General features: G+C 52.6%; 18 protein-coding genes. 10 read left to right on the top strand and 8 right to left on the bottom strand.

Annotated features, from left to right (window positions below):
• Positions 1 to 300 precede the first annotated feature (300 nt).
• Entirely contained in the window at positions 301 to 2,520 is a 2,220-nt protein-coding gene (locus HV213_RS08385; protein WP_181485346.1) for an EAL domain-containing protein, read from the top strand.
• 43 nt (positions 2,521 to 2,563) lie between these two features.
• Here HV213_RS08385 and ppx read toward each other — a convergent pair whose 3' ends face one another.
• The 4 genes from ppx to purM form a co-directional block, all read right to left on the bottom strand.
• Positions 2,564 to 4,105: an exopolyphosphatase gene (gene ppx, locus HV213_RS08390; RefSeq protein WP_181485347.1), complete on the bottom strand. Its 1,542-nt coding sequence runs from the start codon at positions 4,103 to 4,105 to the stop codon at positions 2,564 to 2,566.
• A gap of 3 nt (positions 4,106 to 4,108) precedes the next feature.
• Positions 4,109 to 6,169, bottom strand: a complete 2,061-nt coding sequence (gene ppk1, locus HV213_RS08395; protein ID WP_110272135.1) for a polyphosphate kinase 1 — start codon at positions 6,167 to 6,169, stop codon at positions 4,109 to 4,111.
• A 178-nt stretch (positions 6,170 to 6,347) separates the two neighbouring features.
• Positions 6,348 to 6,989 (bottom strand): phosphoribosylglycinamide formyltransferase, encoded by a 642-nt coding sequence (gene purN / locus HV213_RS08400; protein ID WP_110272136.1) that lies wholly within the window; start codon positions 6,987 to 6,989, stop codon positions 6,348 to 6,350.
• Positions 6,986 to 8,023, bottom strand: a complete 1,038-nt coding sequence (purM, locus tag HV213_RS08405; RefSeq protein ID WP_112215485.1) for a phosphoribosylformylglycinamidine cyclo-ligase — start codon at positions 8,021 to 8,023, stop codon at positions 6,986 to 6,988. Before purM ends, purN begins: the two co-directional genes overlap by 4 nt.
• A gap of 264 nt (positions 8,024 to 8,287) precedes the next feature.
• Here purM and bglK point away from each other — a divergent pair, with 264 nt between their 5' ends.
• The 5 genes from bglK (at position 8,288) to HV213_RS08430 (ending at position 13,616) form a co-directional block, all read left to right on the top strand.
• Positions 8,288 to 9,181 carry a beta-glucoside kinase BglK gene (bglK, locus tag HV213_RS08410; protein ID WP_181485348.1) on the top strand — a complete coding sequence of 298 codons (894 nt, stop codon included), beginning with the start codon at positions 8,288 to 8,290 and terminating at the stop codon, positions 9,179 to 9,181.
• A 13-nt stretch (positions 9,182 to 9,194) separates the two neighbouring features.
• On the top strand, positions 9,195 to 10,625 hold the full coding sequence (locus tag HV213_RS08415) for a 6-phospho-beta-glucosidase (protein ID WP_181485350.1): 1,431 nt from the start codon (positions 9,195 to 9,197) through the stop codon (positions 10,623 to 10,625).
• A 182-nt stretch (positions 10,626 to 10,807) separates the two neighbouring features.
• Positions 10,808 to 11,434: a uracil phosphoribosyltransferase gene (upp, locus tag HV213_RS08420; protein WP_110272141.1), complete on the top strand. Its 627-nt coding sequence runs from the start codon at positions 10,808 to 10,810 to the stop codon at positions 11,432 to 11,434.
• 95 nt (positions 11,435 to 11,529) lie between these two features.
• Positions 11,530 to 12,819 carry a uracil permease gene (uraA, locus tag HV213_RS08425; RefSeq protein ID WP_181485351.1) on the top strand — a complete coding sequence of 430 codons (1,290 nt, stop codon included), beginning with the start codon at positions 11,530 to 11,532 and terminating at the stop codon, positions 12,817 to 12,819.
• 95 nt (positions 12,820 to 12,914) lie between these two features.
• Entirely contained in the window at positions 12,915 to 13,616 is a 702-nt protein-coding gene (locus HV213_RS08430; protein ID WP_220022280.1) for a DnaA inactivator Hda, read from the top strand.
• A gap of 40 nt (positions 13,617 to 13,656) precedes the next feature.
• On the opposite strand, the gene arsC is transcribed toward HV213_RS08430, so the two are convergent.
• Together arsC and bepA are read right to left on the bottom strand one after the other, a co-directional pair.
• Positions 13,657 to 14,016, bottom strand: coding sequence for an arsenate reductase (glutaredoxin) (gene arsC, locus HV213_RS08435; RefSeq protein ID WP_110272144.1), 360 nt, complete (start codon positions 14,014 to 14,016; stop codon positions 13,657 to 13,659).
• A gap of 9 nt (positions 14,017 to 14,025) precedes the next feature.
• Positions 14,026 to 15,489, bottom strand: coding sequence for a beta-barrel assembly-enhancing protease (gene bepA / locus HV213_RS08440; RefSeq protein WP_181485353.1), 1,464 nt, complete (start codon positions 15,487 to 15,489; stop codon positions 14,026 to 14,028).
• A 238-nt stretch (positions 15,490 to 15,727) separates the two neighbouring features.
• Here bepA and HV213_RS08445 point away from each other — a divergent pair, with 238 nt between their 5' ends.
• Entirely contained in the window at positions 15,728 to 16,804 is a 1,077-nt protein-coding gene (locus tag HV213_RS08445; protein WP_110272146.1) for an AI-2E family transporter, read from the top strand.
• 79 nt (positions 16,805 to 16,883) lie between these two features.
• Here the strand turns inward: HV213_RS08445 and bcp are convergent, their stop codons facing one another.
• Both bcp and HV213_RS08455 read right to left on the bottom strand, forming a co-directional pair.
• On the bottom strand, positions 16,884 to 17,354 hold the full coding sequence (gene bcp / locus HV213_RS08450; protein WP_112215491.1) for a thioredoxin-dependent thiol peroxidase: 471 nt from the start codon (positions 17,352 to 17,354) through the stop codon (positions 16,884 to 16,886).
• A 3-nt stretch (positions 17,355 to 17,357) separates the two neighbouring features.
• Positions 17,358 to 17,927, bottom strand: coding sequence for a glycine cleavage system transcriptional repressor (locus tag HV213_RS08455; RefSeq protein WP_167492732.1), 570 nt, complete (start codon positions 17,925 to 17,927; stop codon positions 17,358 to 17,360).
• A 153-nt stretch (positions 17,928 to 18,080) separates the two neighbouring features.
• Here HV213_RS08455 and dapA point away from each other — a divergent pair, with 153 nt between their 5' ends.
• The 3 genes from dapA to purC all read left to right on the top strand — a co-directional run bounded on the left by dapA (position 18,081) and on the right by purC (position 20,954).
• The gene (gene dapA / locus HV213_RS08460) at positions 18,081 to 18,959 is read left to right on the top strand and encodes a 4-hydroxy-tetrahydrodipicolinate synthase (RefSeq protein WP_112215492.1); all 879 of its coding nucleotides are present in this window, start codon (positions 18,081 to 18,083) and stop codon (positions 18,957 to 18,959) included.
• A 16-nt stretch (positions 18,960 to 18,975) separates the two neighbouring features.
• Positions 18,976 to 20,010 carry an outer membrane protein assembly factor BamC gene (bamC, locus tag HV213_RS08465; RefSeq protein WP_181485354.1) on the top strand — a complete coding sequence of 345 codons (1,035 nt, stop codon included), beginning with the start codon at positions 18,976 to 18,978 and terminating at the stop codon, positions 20,008 to 20,010.
• Between the two features lie 230 nt (positions 20,011 to 20,240).
• Positions 20,241 to 20,954 (top strand): phosphoribosylaminoimidazolesuccinocarboxamide synthase, encoded by a 714-nt coding sequence (purC, locus tag HV213_RS08470; protein ID WP_181485355.1) that lies wholly within the window; start codon positions 20,241 to 20,243, stop codon positions 20,952 to 20,954.
• The last annotated feature ends 113 nt before the right edge of the window (positions 20,955 to 21,067 follow it).

The following is a 21,067-nucleotide window of genomic DNA, read 5'->3' on the forward strand; positions in this document are numbered from 1 at the left end:
CAGGAAAGCGGTGGGGTCAATTGATGCGGATGTAAAAATCCGACGGTCAAAACATTACTTAATGTTATATAAGATGATTGTCGTATTTACATGCTTTCTGCTTATGGCGTTTGAGTGCTAAAAAATAAGCTTTATTAATATTAGCTGCGTGATTTTTTGATTTATATCAATCGCCTGTTCTCTCTGATAACTAAAATCTCCAGCCAGTTCCGCGTTATTATTTTTGGCGCGATTATGATGGTTGGTCGGATGCCTGCCTGAATATACCCTGCAGGATTTAGGGTTATCTGTTGAGCATCTATGAGCTTAATTAAACTTTACAGGCAATATCGGGATAAATGGTGGGCGCTACCGCTCGTTCTACCCACGTTTTTGCTTCCTATATCAAGATGGGCCAATACCGTTGCTGTGCTGAATGGTAATGACGTTTCTCTTTACTATTTGCCTCTGGGATTAGTCCTTAGCCTGATGCTTTTTTTTGGCTGGGCTGCGTTGCCGGGGATCGTCATTGGCCTGTTGTGCTCCATTACTCGTGGCATGACGCTGGAAGATTCCGTCGGCGTGATTTTCCATTTCCTTATTCCGACGGTGCTGTGCTGGGGTGGTTATCGCATTTTCGTGCCGCGCAGGCAGCAAATCTCTCACGGTAATGTCGGACTGATGCCCCACCGACTGTTCTGGCAAATGCTGCTGCCATCGCTGATTTTTCTGGTTCTTTCTCAGCTTGCCGAATATCTTGGTATTCACCCTCGTGCCACGGGGCTGCTGGGGATAAATCCTTTTAGTTTACGTACGTTAATCACTTTTCAGGCATTGATGGCGGGGTGTCTAACCGGCATACCATTGTGCTATTTCTTGATTCGAATTATCCGAAATCCACTCTATATTCGTGGATTTATTTCTCAGATTCGCCTGCAGATCGATCCAAAAATAAAACGCTTTGAGATCGTTTTATGGGCAGCGGTATTGTTAATATTACTCGTATTACTATTAATGCCATTGAACAGTTCGAGTACTATTTTTAGCACAAACTATACGTTGTCATTACTTATGCCGGTGATGTTATGGGGGGCGATGCGCTTTGGTTATCGTTTCGTTTCATTGGTTTGGTCTCCTGTTTTGATTGTTATTATTCATTTTCATTATAGATATTTGCCGCTGTCTCCGATTTACAATAATCAGTTAGCCATCACTTCCTCCAGCTATCTGGTGTTCTCTTTTATTATTGCGTATATGGCGATGTTGGCGACTCAGCAGAGGGCTATCTACGCTCGCGTGCGCCGAATGGCTTTCCTGGACCCGGTTGTTCACTTGCCCAATTTGCGGGCGTTGGGCCGCGAGTTGAATCGTTCACCCTGGTCAGTGCTGTGCCTCTTACGCATTCCTGAGCTGGAAATATTAGGCCGCCATTACGGCGTTCTGTTGCGTATTCAATACAAGCAGCATCTGGCTGAGTCTCTTGGCGAGTTATTGATGCCGGGGGAGGATGTCTATCAGATGGCCGGGCATGAGCTGGTGATCCGCCTCAACAGTGAAGACCACCAGCAGCGAATTCCCCTGTTGTATGAGCATCTCAAAAAGTTTCGTTTTGTCTGGAATGGTATGCCACTGCAGCCCCCGGTGGGGTTTAGCTATTGCAACGTTCGCTCCCCGGTGGTTCATCTGCATTTACTACTTGGTGAACTTAATAGTGCAGCCGACCTTTCTCTGGTGACCGGAAATCCAGAGAATCTGCAGCGCCGTGGCGCCATTAATTTGCAGCAAGAGCTGAAAGACAAAGTCACGATGATGAACCTGCTGGTGAAGGCGCTGGAGCAGGATCGGTTTATCCTGATGGCGCAACCGATCGTTGGCATTCGTGGTGATAGTTATCATGAAGTCTTACTCCGAATGCTGGATGACAGCGATAAGATAATCATGCCGGACGTTTTTTTACCGGTAGCGCATGAGTTTGGCCTCTCTGCGCGCATTGATAGCTGGGTTCTGGAGCATACGCTCATCTTTATGGACAAGCAGCGCAAGAAGCTGCCGGGGATGCGCCTGGCGATTAATATCTCGCCTTTTTCAGTGAGTAATAGCCATTTTCATCATCAGGTAAAAGCGCTGCTGGAACGTTATGATATCGAACCCTGGCAGATTATTTTTGAGTTGACCGAGAACCATTCGCTGACTAATCCTGAGCAGGCGCGACAAACCCTGGCGCACTTGCAGGATATGGGCTGTCGCGTGGCCATTGATGACTTTGGTACCGGTTATGCCAGCTATGCGCGGCTAAAAACAATGAATGCTGATCTGCTGAAAATAGACGGTAGCTTTATTCGTAATCTGCTGACCAGCAGCCTGGACTATCAGGCTGTCGCATCCATTTGTCTTCTGGCACGAATGAAAAATATGCAGGTGGTGGCGGAATATGTTGAAACGGCGGAGATTCGCCAGGCGGTGATTTCGCTGGGAATCGATTATATGCAGGGCTACGATATCGGTAAACCCGCACCGCTTGAGCGACTTGCCGACGGTTGAACATCATTGAATGGGCCGGTCAGTCCGGCCCATATGAGGTGGGTTATGGCGCTATATCAGGCTGTTCTTCTTCGCTAATCTTCAGCCACCAGTCCGGAACGCCTTCCCAGTACTCCTGCTCTTTTTCCAGATCGAGCAGCACCAGCGCATTTTGACTGAACCAGTCATGGGGGAAAACCAGCGTCCAGTGGTTAGCTTCGGTCTTCAGCGTTAAGGTCGGCGGCGTTGTCGTCGCCTGACGCTGATTATTCAGCAGCACGCCGAGGCGCAGGAGCTGGATCAGCGGCAGAAACTGCTTTTTCTTAAACAGCGTAAAACGCGGCAAATCATCCAGCTTGATCGCTTTACGGTGATAGCGGACCAGCGTTGCCATCAGCATTTGCTGTTCCTGATTAAAGCCCGGCAGGTCGCTGTTTTGCAGGATATAAGCCGAGTGACGATGCATGCCGCTATGGTTAATGTTTAAGCCGACTTCGTGCAGCATGGTTGCCCACTTCAGTAGCGCCGCGAGATGTGGGTTGACAAGCTTAGGGTTCTGCTCCTGCCACTGGTCAAACATATGCGTGGTTGTCTCCAGCACCCGACGCGCCTGTTCGCGGTCGATATTGTACTGGTTAGCCAGGCTTTGCGCGGTGCGGCTACGAATATCCTGATGGCGGAAACGTCCCTCCATTTCGTACAGAACGCCTTCGCGCAGCGCACCGTCGGACAGGCGCAGTTCCTTAATCGCCAGCGCATCGAACACGCCGCAGAGAATAGCCAGGCCTGGCGCGAAAACGGCTTTTCGGTCTTCAGAAAGCCCCGGCAGGCTAAGAGAGTCGAAATTTTTATATTTCAGCAGCTCTTCGACCAGCATTTCGAGACGTTCAGGGGTAATAAAGCCATCTTTCTCGCCCATAGCGACCAGCACTTCATGAGCAGCTTTAATGGTGCCGGAGGCACCGAGGGCGACGTTCCAGCCCTGAATGCGGAACTGCCAGGCCAGCGTTTCCAGTTTCTGTACCGCCGACAGGCGCGCGCGCTGGAAATTCTCTTTGCTGATAATACCGCCAGGGAAATAGACCTGGGAAAAGCTCACACAGCCCATGCGACGGCTTTCCACCAGGCGAGGTTCGAAATCCTCGCCAATAACCAGCTCGGTAGAGCCGCCGCCGATATCGATAACCAGTTTACGGCCTCGCTCTGGTTGCGTGTGCTCAACACCCATAAAAATCAGGCGCGCTTCTTCGTTGCCTGGGATTATCTCTATCGGATAGGGGATAACCTTTTCTGCGCGCTTGAGGAACTCAGCTGCGTTTACTGCCTGGCGTAACGTGTGCGTCCCGACGATGCAGACGCTGGAGGGGGAAAAACCCTGCAGGCGTTCAGCAAATAGCGACAGGCAGTTCAGCCCACGCGTAATGGCCTCTTCGCTCAGCACAGAGTTTTCATCCAGACCATCGGCCAGATGCACCCGCTGTTTAAGGCGACCGATGATCTGCATTGCCCCGTCAACGACGCGGGCGATCACCATATGAAAACTGTTCGAACCAAGGTCGACCGCAGCAAACTCCTGTGGCCGAGGGGTTTTTTCGTTTATTGGCATAGGTTAGTCGGGCTGTTCGAGTGATTTGAGATAGTCGTAAATCGCCGTTTGCGCGCGTACTTTACGGCGATTGCCGCGCGGCACGTAGCGATTACTCAGTTCTTTATCAAGATAGCGTGCTTTGACCGTATCGTTGAACAAGAGATCGAAAATATCCAGCACGCGCTGTTTCAGTCTTGGGTCCAGCAGCGGCGCGGCGACCTCAATACGATAATCGATATTACGCGTCATCCAGTCCGCAGACGATAACCAAACCTGCTTATCGCCTCCATTTTCAAAGAAATAGACGCGGTCATGCTCAAGGAAGCGGTCAACGATACTGGTTACGCGAATATTGTCGCTGATACCTTCTAGCCCAGGGATCAGAGAACACATGCCGCGAATCAGCAGATTAACCGGCACGCCGGAGCTTGACGCAGCGTACAGGCGATCGACCAGGCCTTTATCGACCAGGTTGTTCAGCTTCAGGGAGATTCCGCAAGGTAGACCATTCTGCGCGTTAGCGATTTCACGGTCGATCATTTCATACAGCAGGCGACGGGAGTTCTGCGGTGAAACCAACAGATAATCGAAGCTGACCGGACGGTATGGGTTTTCGATAAAGTTAAATACCCGACGAACTTCATTGGTGATGCGCGCATCGGCGGTCAGTAAGGAATAGTCGGTGTAAAGACGCGCAGTTTTTTCGTTGAAGTTGCCGGTACCGATATGCGCATAGCGGACGACTTCATCACCCTCTTTACGGGAAACGAGGAACAGTTTGGCGTGAATTTTCAGCCCAGGCGCCGAGAAGATCACGTGCACGCCGGCTTCGGTCAGACGTTTGGCCCAATGAATATTGGCCGCTTCGTCGAAACGTGCCTGCAGTTCTACCACCACGGTGACTTTCTTGCCGTTGTGAGCGGCATGGATCATGGAATCAATAATCCGCGAATCTTTAGCCACGCGGTAGATGTTGATTTTGATAGCCAATACGTTCGGGTCGAAAGAGGCCTGACGCAGCAGTTCGAGCACGTGTTCAAAGGTGTGGTACGGATAATAGAGCAGCACGTCGCGTTCGCGAATCGCGTCAAATCCGTTGCGGAACTTATCGAACCACAGATGACGCAGGCGCGGCATCGGCTTGTTGACCAGATTGGCTTTGCCAACATTTGGGAAGCCGATAAAGTCTTTAAAGTTGTGGTAGCGTCCACCCGGGAGCATGGAGTCGTAGTTAGAAATAGACAGCTTATCACGCAGCATTTCGACCATTGCGTCAGGCATATCGCGCTGATAGACAAAACGTACCGGTTCCGCGGTCAGGCGCTGCTTCAGACTGGAGGACATCAGTTCCATCAGGCTCGATTCCATCTCATGCACCAAATCATATTCGGCATCACGGGTCATTTTCATCGAGTAGGCATTCAGCGCGTCGTAATCGAAGAAGCCTTTAAAGATATCATCCAGACAGTAGCGCAGAATATTATCAAGCAAAATCATTGGCTTACGGCGTCTTGGTGCTTCCGGCGGCAGGTTCACAAAACGGGGAACTTTATCTGACGGAATTTCCAACAGCGCGTAATTGATAGTATCCCCGCGGATGATCTCTACCGCCAGATAGGTGTAATCATCTTTCAGAAATTGCACCAGATCCGTTTCACGATTAATCAGGATCGGCGAAATATGCTGGCGAAGGTAGAGCTTGAAGTAATTGCGCAGCCAGGACTGCTGGTTGACGGAGAGCTGGCGTTCGTTAATCAGGAAAATCTGGTTACGCGCCATTTCCAGCAGCAGCTCGTTATACAGACCATCAAATTCCTGATCGGCCTTTAGTACACGAGCCTGGATTTTGCCTAGCAGGTGACGAGAGTGGGCGGTACTGCCTTGCTCTTCGCTGATGATGATGCGGCGCTTTAGCTCGGCGAACCGCACTTTATAAAATTCATCGAGGTTGTTGGAGTAGATTCCCAAAAAACGCATGCGCTCAATCAGCGGGTTGCTTTTGTCCGCCGCTTCCTGAAGTACGCGCTCGTTAAAGGACAACCAGCTGAGTTCTTTTTCGATGTATAGCTTTTCCTGGCCCATTACAACTCACACTCCGTTTTACTCACAGGACATAGACTATTATGACGAAATTTTCCGCATAGCGATTCACTGTGTCACAACAATATGACAGTAAGAAGAACTATTTCTTCGACATGATTGATTGCTAAACGATTTTAATCAAAAAAAGCCCCGCATGGATAAAACGCAGGGCGATGGGTTATTCTTCGGCAGCGTAGCCCTGGGGCGGTAGCTTTATTTCGTCGAGCCAGGCTTCTTTGCCATCGGTACGCAGACGACCATCGACAAACCAACTGACCACCAGCGGATAGATATCGTGCTCCTGAGCCTGGACGCGAGCGGTGATCTCATCTTCGGTATCTTCGGCGAAAACGGGTACCTTCGCCTGAAGTATTACCGGCCCGCCATCCAGTTCGTCAGTGACGAAATGCACCGATGTCCCATGTTCCTCGTCGCCATTTTCCAGCGCCTGGCGATGAGTGTGCAGGCCCGGGTATTTTGGCAGCAGGGAAGGGTGGATATTCAGCAGGCGCCCATGATAGTGAGCGACAAACGCCGGGCTGAGAATGCGCATATAGCCTGCCAGTACCACTAGATCCGGCGCATAAGCGTCAATCTCATGCATCAGTTCGCGATCGAAAGCTTCACGATTGGCGAACTCGCTGGCGGTGAGCGCATGAGCCGGAATATTAGCCTCACGCGCGCGCTCAAGGCCGAACGCATCGGCCTTGTTGCTGAAGACTGCTCGCAGGGTGCCGTTGATTTTTTTCCGGGCGCAGGCGTCAATAATGGCCTGTAGATTACTGCCGTTGCCGGAAATCAGCACCACAATGTTTTTCATTCAATGACCACACGCTGTTCGGAATCAGAGGCTTTGATATAACCCATTTTCCACGCCTTTTCACCTTTCTCATTCAGGAAGGCGATGGCTTTGTCAGCAGCTTCAGCAGGGAGGGCGATAACCATGCCCACGCCGCAGTTAAAGGTACGATACATCTCATGGCTGCTGACGTTACCGGCAGTTTGCAGCCAGTTGAATACTTCCGGCCACTGCCATGAAGACTCATCGATGACTGCCTGAGTGTTGTCCGGCAGGACGCGCGGGATATTTTCCCAGAAACCGCCGCCAGTCAGGTGGGCGATGGCGTGAACGTCAACGTTAGCAATCAGGTCGAGAATGGATTTCACATAGATGCGGGTCGGGGCCAGCAGGTGATCCGCCAACGACTTACCGTTGAGATCGGTAGTTTGCGGGTCAACGCCGCTCACTTCGATAATTTTACGCACCAGAGAGTAACCGTTAGAGTGCGGGCCACTGGAGGCCAGAGCCACCAGCACATCGCCATCGGCCACTTTGCTGCCGTCGATAATTTCTGATTTTTCTACCACGCCGACGCAGAAACCCGCCACGTCGTAATCTTCGCCATGATACATACCCGGCATTTCCGCCGTTTCGCCGCCGACCAGCGCGCAGCCGGACTGCAAACAACCTTCGGCGATACCGCTGATCACGCTGGCTGCGGTATCCACATCCAGTTTCCCGGTCGCGTAGTAATCCAGGAAGAACAGCGGCTCAGCACCCTGAACGACCAGATCATTCACGCACATGGCGACCAGATCGATACCGATGGTGTCGTGACGCTTTAGATCCATCGCCAGACGCAGCTTGGTGCCGACGCCGTCAGTTCCAGAAACCAGCACCGGCTCGCGGTACTTCTGCGGCAATGCGCACAGTGCGCCGAATCCGCCCAGTCCACCCATCACTTCCGGGCGACGGGTTTTCTTCACCACGCCCTTAATACGGTCGACGAGAGCGTTGCCTGCATCAATATCTACGCCGGCATCTTTATAGCTGAGAGAGGTTTTATCGGTCACTGCGAAGTCTCCACGCGTTTGCGGTAGCAATAAAAAACGGCGCAATTCTAACAGGGAAAGCAAACGTTTGCGAGCCTGCTTTGCAGTCGACGTAAAACAGTTGCTATGTGCGCAAATTTGATACTGTTCACGAAAATGAAACCGGGTACATTCTTCTGCTTGCCACTGAGCCAGACAATCACCATCATGCCAATGAAACCGGTTTCTTTTTTATCAATAACAGATAAACCGTGAGTTGGGTGGGATTTAGTAAGGGAGTTGAGGATGAAAATTGCCGCGTTTGATATTGGTGGCACGGCGTTAAAAATGGGCGTAATGACCCGAGAAGGCGCGCTGTTGGATAAAGGTAAACAGTCAATAAGCGACAGCGATGGCGACCAGATTCTGCAGGCGATGCTGGCGTGGATTGCTGCTCATCCAGAATGTGAAGGGGTGGCTATCAGCGCTCCCGGCTACGTGAATCCGCACACTGGCTTTATCGAAATGGGCGGCGCCATCCGTAAATTTGATAATTTCGCCATTAAAACCTGGCTTGAAGAGCAAGTGCGTTTGCCGGTCGCCATTGAAAATGACGCTAACTGTGTGCTGCTGGCCGAGCGCTGGCAGGGCAAAGCCGCAGAAATGGCTAATTTCCTGGTTCTGACCATCGGCACCGGTATCGGCGGAGCGATTTTCTGTAATAACCAACTGGTGCATGGTGCGCGTTTTCGCGCCGGTGAATTCGGCTATATGCAAACGGCGCGTCCCGGTACCCGCGACGTGCGGCGCTATTCGATGAATGAAAACTGCACACTGCGCGTTCTGCGCCATCGCTATGCTGAACATATCGGTAAAGCGCTGGATGAAGTGACCGGTGAAGAAATTTTTGACCGCTACGATGCGGGCGACGCCACCTGTCGGCGTCTGGTTTCCGAATTTTTTAACGGTCTCGGCACCGGGCTTTATAACCTCGTCAACGTGTTCGACCCGCAAACGATTTTAATCGGCGGCGGAATTGTGGAACGACCGGGCTTTCTGGCGCTGCTGCGCGAACATCTGGCCTGGTTTGGCATTGCGGACTATATCGACACCGTCAGCCATGGCAACGACGCCGGGCTGGTAGGCGCTGTTTACCATTTCAATCAGCAATATCGGTCGCATAGCGGCGACTGCGCATAGATAGGGAGAGAACATGTCTGGATTCAAAGAAGGTTTTCTGTGGGGCGGTGCGGTCGCAGCGCATCAGTTGGAAGGCGGCTGGAAAGAGGGCGGTAAAGGCGCCAGCGTCGCCGATGTGATGACCGCAGGCGCGCACGGCGTGCCGCGTGAAATCACTGATGGCGTGCAGCCGGGGAAAAACTACCCTAACCATGAGGCGATTGATTTTTACCATCGCTATAAAGATGACATTCAGCTGTTTGCCGAAATGGGCTTTAAATGCTTCCGTACCTCAATTGCCTGGACGCGTATCTTCCCGCTGGGCGATGAGCTGGAACCGAACGAAGCCGGACTGCAGTTTTACGACGATCTCTTTGATGAGTGCCTAAAGCACGGCATCGAACCGGTCATTACGCTCTCCCACTTTGAAATGCCGTACCACCTGGTGACGGAATATGGCGGCTGGCGTAACCGTAAGCTGATTGATTTCTTCGTTCGCTTTGCGCAGGTCGTGTTTACCCGCTATCAGCATAAAGTGAAGTACTGGATGACCTTTAACGAGATCAACAACCAGGCGAACTTCCACGAAGATTTTGCGCCATTTACTAACTCCGGACTGAAGTATCTGCCCGGCGAAGACCGCGAGCCGGTCATGTATCAGGCGGCGCACTATGAGCTGGTAGCCAGCGCGCTGGCGGTTAAAGTGGCTCGCGAAATTAACCCGACATTGCAGATTGGCTGCATGATCGCCATGTGCCCGATTTACCCGCTGAGCTGTGCGCCCAACGATATGATGATGGCGATGAACGCCATGCATCGTCGCTACTGGTTCACCGATGTTCACGTGCGCGGCAAGTATCCTCAGCACCTGCTGAACTACTTCGAGCGTCGCGGTTTTGCGCTGGATATTACCGAAGAAGACCGCGCGGCGCTGACTCAGGGCTGCGTCGACTATATCGGCTTTAGTTACTATATGTCGTTCGCCACCAAAGCGACTGAGGATAATCCGCAGCTGGATTACGATGAAACCACCAGCCTGGTTTCCAATCCGTACGTGCAGAAGTCGGACTGGGGCTGGCAGATTGACCCGGTCGGGCTGCGCTACTCCCTGAACTGGTTCTGGGATCACTACCAGCTGCCGCTGTTTATCGTTGAGAACGGTTTTGGCGCCATCGACGTGCGCGAGGCTGATGGCTCGGTGAATGACCAATATCGTATCGACTACCTCTCTGCGCATATTGCCGAGATGAAAAAAGCAGTTGTTGAAGACGGCGTTGACCTGATGGGTTACACCCCGTGGGGCTGTATCGATCTGGTCTCGGCGGGCACTGGCGAGATGAAAAAACGCTACGGCTTTATCTATGTTGATAAAGACAATGAAGGCAACGGTACGCTTGAGCGTAGCCGCAAGAAATCTTTTGCCTGGTATCAGCAAGTTATCGGCAGCAACGGCGAAAAGCTGTAAATTGCCACAAAGCCCCATCCAGCCCCGCGTTCGCGGGGTTTTTTTATTTTGTCTTATACTGGCTCAGGCAGCGTAAAGCATTTTGGTTGATCCCGGTCAAACATATCGGCTATGGCGTAAAAGGTAAAAGGCGGTATAATCCGGCGATTTTTTTTGTGGCTGCCCCTCAGAGGAGAAAGAGAATGAAGATCGTGGAAGTGAAACACCCACTCGTCAAACACAAGCTGGGCCTGATGCGCGAGCATGACATCAGCACCAAACGCTTCCGTGAACTCGCCTCAGAAGTGGGCAGCTTACTGACTTATGAAGCCACTGCCGATCTGGCGACCGAGAAAGTCACCATTGAAGGCTGGAACGGTCCGGTAGAAGTCGAGCAAATCAAAGGTAAGAAAATTACCGTTGTGCCGATCCTGCGCGCAGGTCTGGGAATGATGGAAGGCGTGCTTGAGCATGTGCCGAGCGCGCGTATCAGCGTCGTGGGCATCTATCGTGACGAAGAAACCCTTGAGCCGGTTCCTTACTTCCAGAAGCTGGTGTCCAATATTGACGAACGTATGGCGCTGGTAGTTGACCCGATGCTGGCAACCGGCGGTTCAATGATCGCCACTATCGACCTGCTGAAAAAAGCGGGCTGCACCAGTATTAAGGTGCTGGTTCTGGTGGCCGCGCCGGAAGGTATCGCCGCGCTGGAGAAAGCGCATCCGGATGTGGAAATGTACACCGCATCAATTGACCAGGGCCTTAACGAGCACGGATACATTATTCCGGGGCTCGGCGATGCCGGCGATAAGATTTTTGGTACGAAATAAATGATGAAGTAGAAAAAGCCGACTTTGATAGTCGGCTTTTTTTTGAATAAAACACACCAACAACAACCAACAAACGACTCTCAGAGGAAAATGCCATGACGCGCCGTGCTATCGGGGTGAGTGAAAGACCGCCGCTTTTACAGACAATCCCGCTTAGTTTGCAACATCTGTTCGCCATGTTTGGCGCAACGGTACTGGTGCCCGTTCTGTTTCATATCAACCCGGCCACGGTACTGCTGTTTAACGGCATCGGAACGCTGTTATATCTTTTCATCTGCAAAGGCAAAATCCCGGCTTACCTTGGATCGAGCTTTGCCTTTATTTCCCCGGTACTGCTGTTGTTGCCGCTGGGCTACGAAGTTGCCCTCGGCGGCTTTATCATGTGCGGCGTGCTGTTTTGCATCGTCTCTTTTATTGTCAAAAAAGCCGGTACCGGCTGGCTGGATGTGATGTTCCCCCCGGCGGCGATGGGCGCGATTGTTGCGGTTATCGGGCTGGAACTGGCGGGCGTTGCGGCGAACATGGCCGGACTGCTGCCTGCGGACGGGCAAGCTCCAGATACCAGGACTATTATCATTTCGATGGTGACGCTGGGCGTGACGGTCTTCGGTTCGGTGCTGTTCCGCGGTTTCATGGCGATTATCCCGATTTTGATCGGCGTGCTGGTGGGCTACGCACTCTCTTTTGTGATGGGCGCTGTCGATACCACGCCAATCGCTGAGGCTCACTGGTTCGCGCTGCCGACCTTCTACACGCCGCGCTTTGAATGGTTTGCGATTTTCACCATTCTGCCTGCCGCGCTGGTCGTCATCGCCGAGCACGTTGGGCATTTAGTCGTGACGGCGAATATTGTCAAAAAAGATCTGCTCCGCGATCCGGGCCTGCATCGTTCAATGTTTGCCAACGGTCTCTCCACGGTGATCTCCGGCTTCTTTGGCTCCACGCCGAACACCACCTACGGCGAGAATATCGGCGTGATGGCGATTACCCGCGTTTACAGCTCCTGGGTTATTGGTGGGGCGGCGATTATTGCGATTCTGCTCTCCTGCGTTGGCAAGCTGGCGGCAGCAATCCAGATCATTCCGCTACCGGTCATGGGCGGCGTGTCTCTGCTGCTGTACGGTGTGATCGGCGCATCGGGTATTCGCGTGCTGATTGAATCAAAAGTGGATTACAACAAAGCGCAGAACCTGATTCTGACCTCCGTTATCCTGATCATCGGCGTTAGCGGTGCGAAGGTGCATATTGGTGCCGCAGAATTGAAAGGTATGGCGCTGGCGACCATCGTGGGTATCTGCCTGAGCCTGATCTTCAAACTGATTAGCGTTCTGCGTCCGGAAGAGGTTGTCCTCGACGCGGCGGATAGCGAAGAAGCAAAACATTGATCCTTATACCGGGCGGCGATCCCGCCCGGTTCTCTCCTTAGCTATTTGTGTGCTAAACTCTTCGCGTTTTTCTGAAAGCCTATGTTGAGGTCCATCTGAACGCACCGGCACAGCTCTCTTTGCCACTGTATCTTCCCGATGATGAAACTTTCGCGAGTTTCTGGCCGGGCGATAATCCTTCTCTTCTTGCTGCCCTTCAGAACGTGCTGCGGCAGGAACATAGCGGATACATCTATATCTGGTCACGCGAAGGGGCGGGGCGCAGCCATTTATTGCACGCCGCCTGCGCGGAACTCTCCCAACGTGGCGACGCAGTGGGCTACGTTCCTTTGGATAAACGGACGTGGTTTGTGCCAGAAGTGCTGGACGGAATGGAGCAGCTATCGCTGGTTTGCATCGATAATATTGAATGCGTGGCGGGCGATGAACTGTGGGAAATGGCGATCTTCGATCTCTATAACCGGATCCTTGAATCGGGCAAAACTCGGTTGCTGATTACCGGCGATCGGCCTCCTCGCCAGCTCAAACTGGGGCTGGCGGATCTGGCATCGCGCCTCGATTGGGGGCAAATCTACAAGCTACAGCCGCTATCAGATGAAGATAAGCTTCAGGCACTACAACTGCGTGCCAGATTGCGCGGCTTCGAGATGCCGGAAGATGTGTGTCGTTTTCTACTTAAGCGGCTGGATCGTGAAATGCGCTCGCTGTTCATGACTCTTGATCAGTTGGATCACGCCTCGATTACCGCTCAGCGCAAATTGACGATCCCGTTCGTGAAAGAAATCCTGAAGCTTTAGGCTGCGCCGCAACGTTCAAATCCGTTACGGCGCGTTGCTTCTAGCTGACAATTTCCAGAACTTGCTCAGGTGGGCGGCCGATTCTTGCTTCGCCGTGGCTCACTACGATAGGCCGTTCAATCAGCTTTGGATTGTCGATCATCGCCTGGATTAGCGCATCTTCGCTAAGTTGTGGGTTAGCGAGATCCAGCGATTTATACAGATCTTCTTTCTGGCGCATCAATTCACGAGCGCTGGCCATCCCCAACATCTTCAGCAGCTGACGCAGCGTAGCGGCGTCCGGCGGCGTCTCCAGATAAAGCACCACTTCAGGATCGATGCCGTTGGCTTTCAGCAGGCTTAATGTGTCGCGACTCTTGGAGCAGCGAGGGTTGTGATAGATTTTGACCGTATCGGACATGAGATCTCCTTACATTTTCTGGTACGGTTTGAAGCGTTCTTGCAGCTGGCGCAGCTGATCGATGCGCGCATCGTAGCGAGCCTGTTGCAAACTGCCTAATTTCACCTGCGAGCTGGCGCTGCTGAGCAGCGTAATGGCCTGATCGAGTCGGCCAACCAGCGCCATGCCTTCCGCCCGTGCGGCCAGCTCCTGATCGCGATTGCCGAGTTTGGCTTCCGCCTGCGCCAGTAAATCCCAACCGTTGGCGTCATCTTTATAATTAAAAGTGTAGCGATTTAGGATATTCGCCGCTTCTGCCGGTTGCCCGCCTTCCAGCAAGGCGTTGGCAAGGTTTAATTGCAGCACCGGATTGGTTCGCAGCTCACGGGCACTTTTCAGGCGATTAATCGCCTCCGTCGCTTTCTTCTGCCCAAGGTCAATATCGGTTGCCAGGTCAAGATACCAGGCGTTTTGCGAATCAGCACTCAGCAGCGGCTGCAGCGTTTTGCTCGCCAGCGCGTAATTGTCGTTGCCCATCGCCAGCAGGGCGCGACCGTATTGCGCGGCATGCTGTTCGCGGATATTCCCTTTCTCCCAGCTGCTTAGCAGATCATTGCCCAGCTTGTTGTCGCCGGAGGTGTACATGCCAAGCGTACGGGCTTTCGCCAGATAGAAGTCAGCCGAGGACTGGACGACGACCGGACGCATCTGGTTTGCGCGGTTGCGGGCGTCGGACAGACGGCTTTCCGGCAGGGGGTGCGTCAGCAGCATTTCCGGCGGACGAGTAGAGTAGCGCGATTCATCAAGCAGCTTGCCCATAAATGCCGGCATCGCCTGCGGATCGAAACCAGAACGCTGAAGAACCTGAATACCAATGCGGTCGGCCTCTTCTTCGTTTTGCCGGGTAAAGCTGATCATTCCCTGCTGGGTTCCCGCCAGGGTCCCGGTGAGCGCCGCCATCCCGGCCTGCGGACTTGCCATCGCCAGAAGAATCGATCCCAGCGCGCCGACCCAAGTCAGCGGAGCGTTACGCTTTTGGTCTTCCATCGCGCGGGCAAGGTGGCGCTGGGTGACGTGAGAAATTTCGTGCGCCATGACCGACGCCAGCTCGCTTTCGTTATCGGAATAGCGGAAAAGGGCCGAGTGCAGCACAACGTTACCGCCGAAGAATGCAAAGGCGTTAATTTGATCGTTATTGATTAGATAAAAGTGGAACGGCGTTCGCACTGAATTGGCGTGCGAAACCAGACGCATACCTAAGCCGTTAATGTATTGTACCAGCAGCGGGTCATTGATTAGCGGTGCGCTACCGCGCAGCTGGCGTACATAATAATCCCCCATCTGCAATTCCTGGCCAATGGAGAGCGTGCTTCCTGCGGAGGTGCCCATGTCCGGCAGGGTGTCTGCGGAGTCGGCAAAAGCAGGTAATATCGAACCCAGCGTCAGCGACGCTATGACGGTTGCCACCAGCGTTTTCTTCAACTGCCTGAACATAACCTCAATCCTGTAATGTAGGTGTGCCAGTTTGACCGATTGTGCGGCGTAATGTTCCCTGACCGCAAGCAAGTTCAGCAAGTTCAGCGAGTTTAGCCGTCGTTAGCGGCGTTGCAAATATCATATTCACCCGGTCATTAATGTTTGTGGTTTTACCCATAAAAAGCGAAGTCTTTTTTGTGACATTTCGATACAATTCCCGAGATTGTTACAGCTTTGCTCTTCAGGGAAGGGTTTTATGCTTCAGATGTTAATGCAGTGGTACCGCCGTCGGTTCAGCGATCCGGAGGCGATAGCGCTGCTGGTCATTTTGCTGGCCGGGTTCGGCATTATGTTTTTCTTCAGCGGCCTGCTGGCACCTCTATTAGTGTCCATCGTGCTGGCCTATCTGCTTGAATGGCCAACGGTCAGGCTGGAGCGTATCGGTTTTTCTCGTACCTGGGCCACCTCGGTGGTCCTGATTCTGTTCGTCGGCATTCTGCTATTGATGGCGTTTGTAGTGATGCCGGTTGCCTGGCAGCAGGGCATTTATCTGATTCGTGATATGCCGGGGATGCTGAACAAACTTTCTGATTTTGCCGCGACGGTGCCGCGCCGTTATCCGGCCTTAATGGATGCCGGAATTATCGACGCCATGGCGGAGAATATGCGCGGGCGGATGTTAACCGTCGGTGATTCGGTAGTGAAATATTCGCTTGCCTCGCTGGTCGGGCTGCTGACTTTGGCGGTCTATCTGGTATTGGTGCCGCTGATGGTTTTCTTTCTGCTGAAAGACAAAGAGCAGATGCTTAACGCCGTGCGCCGTGTGCTGCCGCGCAATCGCGGGCTGGCAGGGCAGGTGTGGAAAGAGATGAACCAGCAAATTACCAACTATATTCGCGGTAAGGTGCTGGAGATGATCGTCGTCGGCGTGGCGACGTGGATTGGTTTTATCCTTTTCGGGCTTAACTATTCATTGTTGCTGGCGGTGCTGGTTGGGTTTTCAGTACTGATTCCCTACATTGGCGCTTTTGTGGTTACCATTCCTGTGGTCGGCGTGGCGCTATTTCAGTTTGGCGCGGGCACCGAATTCTGGAGCCTGTTCGCGGTTTACCTGATTATTCAGGGGCTGGATGGCAACCTGCTGGTGCCGGTGCTGTTCTCCGAAGCCGTTAACCTGCACCCGCTGGTGATTATTCTGTCGGTGGTTATCTTCGGCGGCCTGTGGGGATTCTGGGGCGTGTTCTTCGCGATTCCACTGGCGACGCTAATCAAAGCGGTGGTGCATGCCTGGCCGGATGGCCTGATAGTGGAAGACGTAGAAGAAGAGAATTAGCGCAACGCTTACCGATGAGCGGTAAAAAAAGACGCCGGGCGGTTTGAAACTGATCCGGCGTCTTGCGTTTGTCTGCGCGTCAGGCGTTTTCTTTCAGCCAGTTCAGCACCACGTCGTGGTGATTGCTGGTTTTGAAATCATCAAACACATGTTCGATTTTGCCGTCGGCATCGATGAGGAAGCTAGTACGGTGAATACCGTCGTAGGTTTTCCCCATAAACGTTTTTTCACCCCAGATGCCAAACTGTTCGCATACCTGATGATTCTCGTCAGACAGCAAAGTAAAGTTCAGCAGCTCCTTTTCGGCGAAGCGGGAGAGTTTTTCTGGTTTATCAGTACTGATACCCAGTACTTCAACGCCTGCTTTTTTCAGGTCGTCCATATTATCGCGTAAACCACACGCTTGTACGGTGCAGCCCGGGGTCATGGCTTTCGGGTAAAAATAAACCAGAACACGCTGTCCCTGGAAGTCGGTCAAATTTACTTCCTCGCCGTCCTGGTCTGGTAAGCTAAATTTCGGTGCAATGTCACCGGCTTTCAGTGGGTTCATTACTCAAACTCCATCCTGTTCATCATGCTGTGAATAATTAACGATGTTAATACTGCCTTGTGCATTCAGTTCTGTACATAGGGCTTTGAACGCTTGTTCGATATTTGATGCATTTTGCGTAGTCGGGCTATGGGCGGTGATTTGGATAAAAAGCTGCGCTGAATCGTCGTTCGCTCCCGGTTGGGTGCGGGAGACCAGCTCGGCAATGTTCATTTTCCACGTATCGCACAGGGCAGTAAATCGCTCAATAATATGCGGCGAATCCGGCACCTCAACCTGAACCCAGACGGTGTTTTGCATCGCCTGATGCGGCCTTGCGGTTGTACGCTTCATTACGATCAGCAGATCAAGCTCGGCACCTTTCAGCGGCAGAGTCGATTCAATCAGGTTAATCGCATTCCACGAGCCGGAGAGCAGCATGATAAACGTAAACTCGTCACCAAGCATGGCCAGCCGGCTGTCTTCGATATTACAGCCGCAGCTGCTGACGTGGCGAGTGATTGTATTCACGATGCCAGGGCGATCAGCACCCAACGCGGTAATAACCAGATAGTGTTGTAATGAGGCTGTCAAACCTGTTCTTCCTTTAAAAAGGTGAGGTAACATTAGGAAAGCATAAAAAAAACCGGCATACAACATCCCTGATGGCATCGGGTCTCTTGCTTTTATTGCGGCACCAAACGTAACATTGAGAATCTTGTCCCACTTCTGCTCTGAGGATGGCCCATGTTTACGGGAAGTATTGTAGCGCTTATCACGCCGATGGATGAAAACGGTAACGTCTGCCGGTCAAGCCTGAAAAAACTGATTGATTACCATGTCGCCAGCGGTACCTCGGCGATCGTTTCGGTAGGCACTACCGGAGAGTCCGCAACATTGAGCCATGAAGAGCATGGTGACGTGGTTATGCAGACGCTGGAGCTGGCTGACGGGCGCATCCCGGTTATCGCGGGTACCGGTGCAAATGCAACCGCAGAGGCGATTAGCCTGACCAAGCGGTTTAACAATAGCGGTGTGGTTGGCTGCCTGACGGTTACGCCTTATTACAACCGTCCGACCCAGGAAGGACTGTTCCAACACTTTAAAGCTATTGCAGAACATACTGACCTGCCGCAAATCCTGTATAATGTGCCGTCCCGTACCGGTTGCGATATGTTGCCGGAAACCGTCGGTCGTCTGGCGGAAGTTAAAAATATTATCGGTATTAAGGAAGCGACGGGGAACTTAAGTCGCGTTCATCAGATCAAAGAGCTGGTTTCAGATGACTTTATTCTGCTGAGCGGCGATGACGCGACGGGAATGGACTTTATGCAGCTTGGCGGTCACGGCGTGATTTCCGTAACCACAAACGTTGCGGCGCGCGAAATGGCTGAAATGTGCCGACTGGCTCTGGCTGGTCAATTCGCCGAAGCTCGGGCGATTAATCAGCGTCTGATGCCGTTGCATACAAAATTATTTGTCGAACCCAACCCTATCCCGGTCAAATGGGCATGTAAGGCGTTGGGTCTTGTGGCGACCGATACGCTACGCCTGCCGATGACCCCGATTACCGAAAACGGTACTAAGGTTGTCACCGCAGCGTTGAAGCATGCCGGTTTGCTGTAAAGTTTAGGGAGATTTGATGGCTTACTCAGTACAGAAGTCGCGCCTGGCGAAGGTTGCGGGTGTTTCGCTGGTTCTACTCCTCGCGGCCTGTAGTTCTGACTCGCGCTATAAGCGTCAGGTGAGCGGCGACGAGGCCTATTTGCAGGCAACGCCGCTTAGTGAACTTCACGCGCCAGCAGGGATGATCCTGCCGGTTCAGGTGGGTGATTATAATATTCCGGTTGCTGCCAGCACCGGTAACACAGGCAAGGCTCTGGATATCCGTCCTCCGGCTCAGCCTCTGGCACTGGTTAGCGGCGCGCGCACTCAGTTTAACGGTGATACCGCGACGCTGATGGTGGAGAACGGTCGCAGCGGTTCGCTGTGGGCGCAGGTGGCAAGCATCATGCAGTCGAAAAACTACACTATCGCGAAACGCGATGATGCCAGCCAGACGCTGAATACCGACTGGGTCGAATGGAATCGCCTCGATGAAGACCAGCAGTACCGTGGTCGCTATCAAATCTCAGTTAAACAGCAGGGCTATCAGCAAGCAGTGGTCGTGAAGTTGGTGAATCTGGAGCAGGCGGGTAAACCGGTTGCCGATCCGGCTTCGCTTCAGCGCTACAGTACTGCCATGTTGAACGTCATTTCCGAAGGTCTGGATCTGAACGCTACCAGCGCTCAGAACGCCGCGCAGAAAAATGCCGGGGCGACCTTCGACGTGCAGAGCGGTGCGGATGATACCGGTCTGCCGATGCTGGTCGTTCGCGCACCGTTTAACCTGGTGTGGCAACGCCTGCCGGGCGCGCTGGAAAAAGTGGGTATGAAGGTAACCGATAGCTCCCGTTCTCAGGGTAGCTTCTCCGTAACCTACAAACCCCTATCCGACAGCGGCTGGACCGATCTGGGCGCTCGCGACCCGCAGTTGGTATCCGGCGATTATAAACTGCAGGTCGGGGACCTCGATAACCGCAGTAGTCTGCAGTTCATCGACCCGAAAGGACATACCCTGACGCAGTCGCAAAATGACGCCCTGGTTGCCGTATTCCAGGCCGCATTAAGTAAGTAATAAACAGGGCTGGAGTAATCCGGCCCTTTTTAATGTATAGTGACGCAAACGTGTGCGTATACACATCATCCTCCAAATTGCCTCTTTGTTGGCTGCCTTCGTTCACCCCAGTCACTTACTTATGTAAGCTCTTGGGGATTCGCTCAGTTGCCGCCTCGATGCACTTTGAATGATTTTGTGTATAGGCGGAAACGTATTTTTTGGGCTTAATATCACTGGAGTGGTGAAAGATGAAAAAGCTAGCTGAGTTGTATCGTGGTAAAGCGAAGACCGTTTACAGCACCGAAAACCCGGATCTGCTGGTACTCGAATTCCGTAACGATACGTCAGCAGGTGACGGTGCTCGCATTGAGCAGTTCGATCGTAAAGGCATGGTGAACAACAAGTTCAACTATTTCATTATGAGCAAACTGGCGCAAGCGGGTATCCCGACCCAGATGGAAGCGCTGTTGTCCGATACCGAATGTCTGGTGAAAAAGCTGGATATGGTGCCGGTGGAGTGCGTTGTGCGTAACCGCGCTGCCGGTTCGCTGGTGAAACGTTTAGGGATTGAAGAGGGCATCGAGCTGAACCCGCCGCTATTTGATCTGTTCCTGAAAAACGACGCCATGCACGACCCGATGGTCAACGAATCCTACTGCGAAACTTTCGGCTGGGTGAGTAAAGAGAACCTGGCGCGTATGCAGGAACTGACCTACAAAGCTAACGACGTGCTGAAAAAGCTGTTTGACGATGCGGGCCTGATCCTCGTGGACTTCAAGCTGGAGTTTGGTCTGTTTAAAGGCGAAGTGGTGCTGGGCGACGAGTTCTCTCCGGACGGCAGCCGTCTGTGGGACAAAAAGACCATGGATAAAATGGACAAAGACCGTTTCCGCCAGAGCCTCGGTGGCTTGATTGAAGCCTATGAAGAAGTTGCCCGTCGTCTGGGCGTAGAACTGGACTAATCCCCCGACGCCAGAGGAAACCCTCTTCTTCTGGCGCTCTTCTTGCTGTTTCCTGTGGTAATCCTCCGCTGAACCGCCTACGATCTCATACATTGGTTTTATGATGAATTGAG

The sequence above is a fragment of the Klebsiella sp. RHBSTW-00484 genome (genome assembly GCF_013705725.1).
Classification (GTDB): Bacteria; Pseudomonadota; Gammaproteobacteria; order Enterobacterales; family Enterobacteriaceae; genus Klebsiella.

Bases quoted from the DNA above. Each gene is read 5' to 3' on its own strand.
- upp (WP_110272141.1), top strand. From the start codon at position 10,808: ATGAAGATCGTGGAAGTGAAACACCCACTCGTCAAACACAAGCTGGGC.
- HV213_RS08445 (WP_110272146.1), top strand. From the start codon at position 15,728: ATGCTTCAGATGTTAATGCAGTGGTACCGCCGTCGGTTCAGCGATCCG.
- dapA (WP_112215492.1), top strand. From the start codon at position 18,081: ATGTTTACGGGAAGTATTGTAGCGCTTATCACGCCGATGGATGAAAAC.
- arsC (WP_110272144.1), bottom strand. From the start codon at position 14,016: ATGTCCGATACGGTCAAAATCTATCACAACCCTCGCTGCTCCAAGAGT.
- bepA (WP_181485353.1), bottom strand. From the start codon at position 15,489: ATGTTCAGGCAGTTGAAGAAAACGCTGGTGGCAACCGTCATAGCGTCG.
- ppx (WP_181485347.1), bottom strand. From the start codon at position 4,105: ATGCCAATAAACGAAAAAACCCCTCGGCCACAGGAGTTTGCTGCGGTC.
- bglK (WP_181485348.1), top strand. From the start codon at position 8,288: ATGAAAATTGCCGCGTTTGATATTGGTGGCACGGCGTTAAAAATGGGC.
- bcp (WP_112215491.1), bottom strand. From the start codon at position 17,354: ATGAACCCACTGAAAGCCGGTGACATTGCACCGAAATTTAGCTTACCA.
- uraA (WP_181485351.1), top strand. From the start codon at position 11,530: ATGACGCGCCGTGCTATCGGGGTGAGTGAAAGACCGCCGCTTTTACAG.
- HV213_RS08415 (WP_181485350.1), top strand. From the start codon at position 9,195: ATGTCTGGATTCAAAGAAGGTTTTCTGTGGGGCGGTGCGGTCGCAGCG.
- purN (WP_110272136.1), bottom strand. From the start codon at position 6,989: ATGAAAAACATTGTGGTGCTGATTTCCGGCAACGGCAGTAATCTACAG.
- purC (WP_181485355.1), top strand. From the start codon at position 20,241: ATGAAAAAGCTAGCTGAGTTGTATCGTGGTAAAGCGAAGACCGTTTAC.
- ppk1 (WP_110272135.1), bottom strand. From the start codon at position 6,169: ATGGGCCAGGAAAAGCTATACATCGAAAAAGAACTCAGCTGGTTGTCC.
- bamC (WP_181485354.1), top strand. From the start codon at position 18,976: ATGGCTTACTCAGTACAGAAGTCGCGCCTGGCGAAGGTTGCGGGTGTT.
- HV213_RS08385 (WP_181485346.1), top strand. From the start codon at position 301: ATGAGCTTAATTAAACTTTACAGGCAATATCGGGATAAATGGTGGGCG.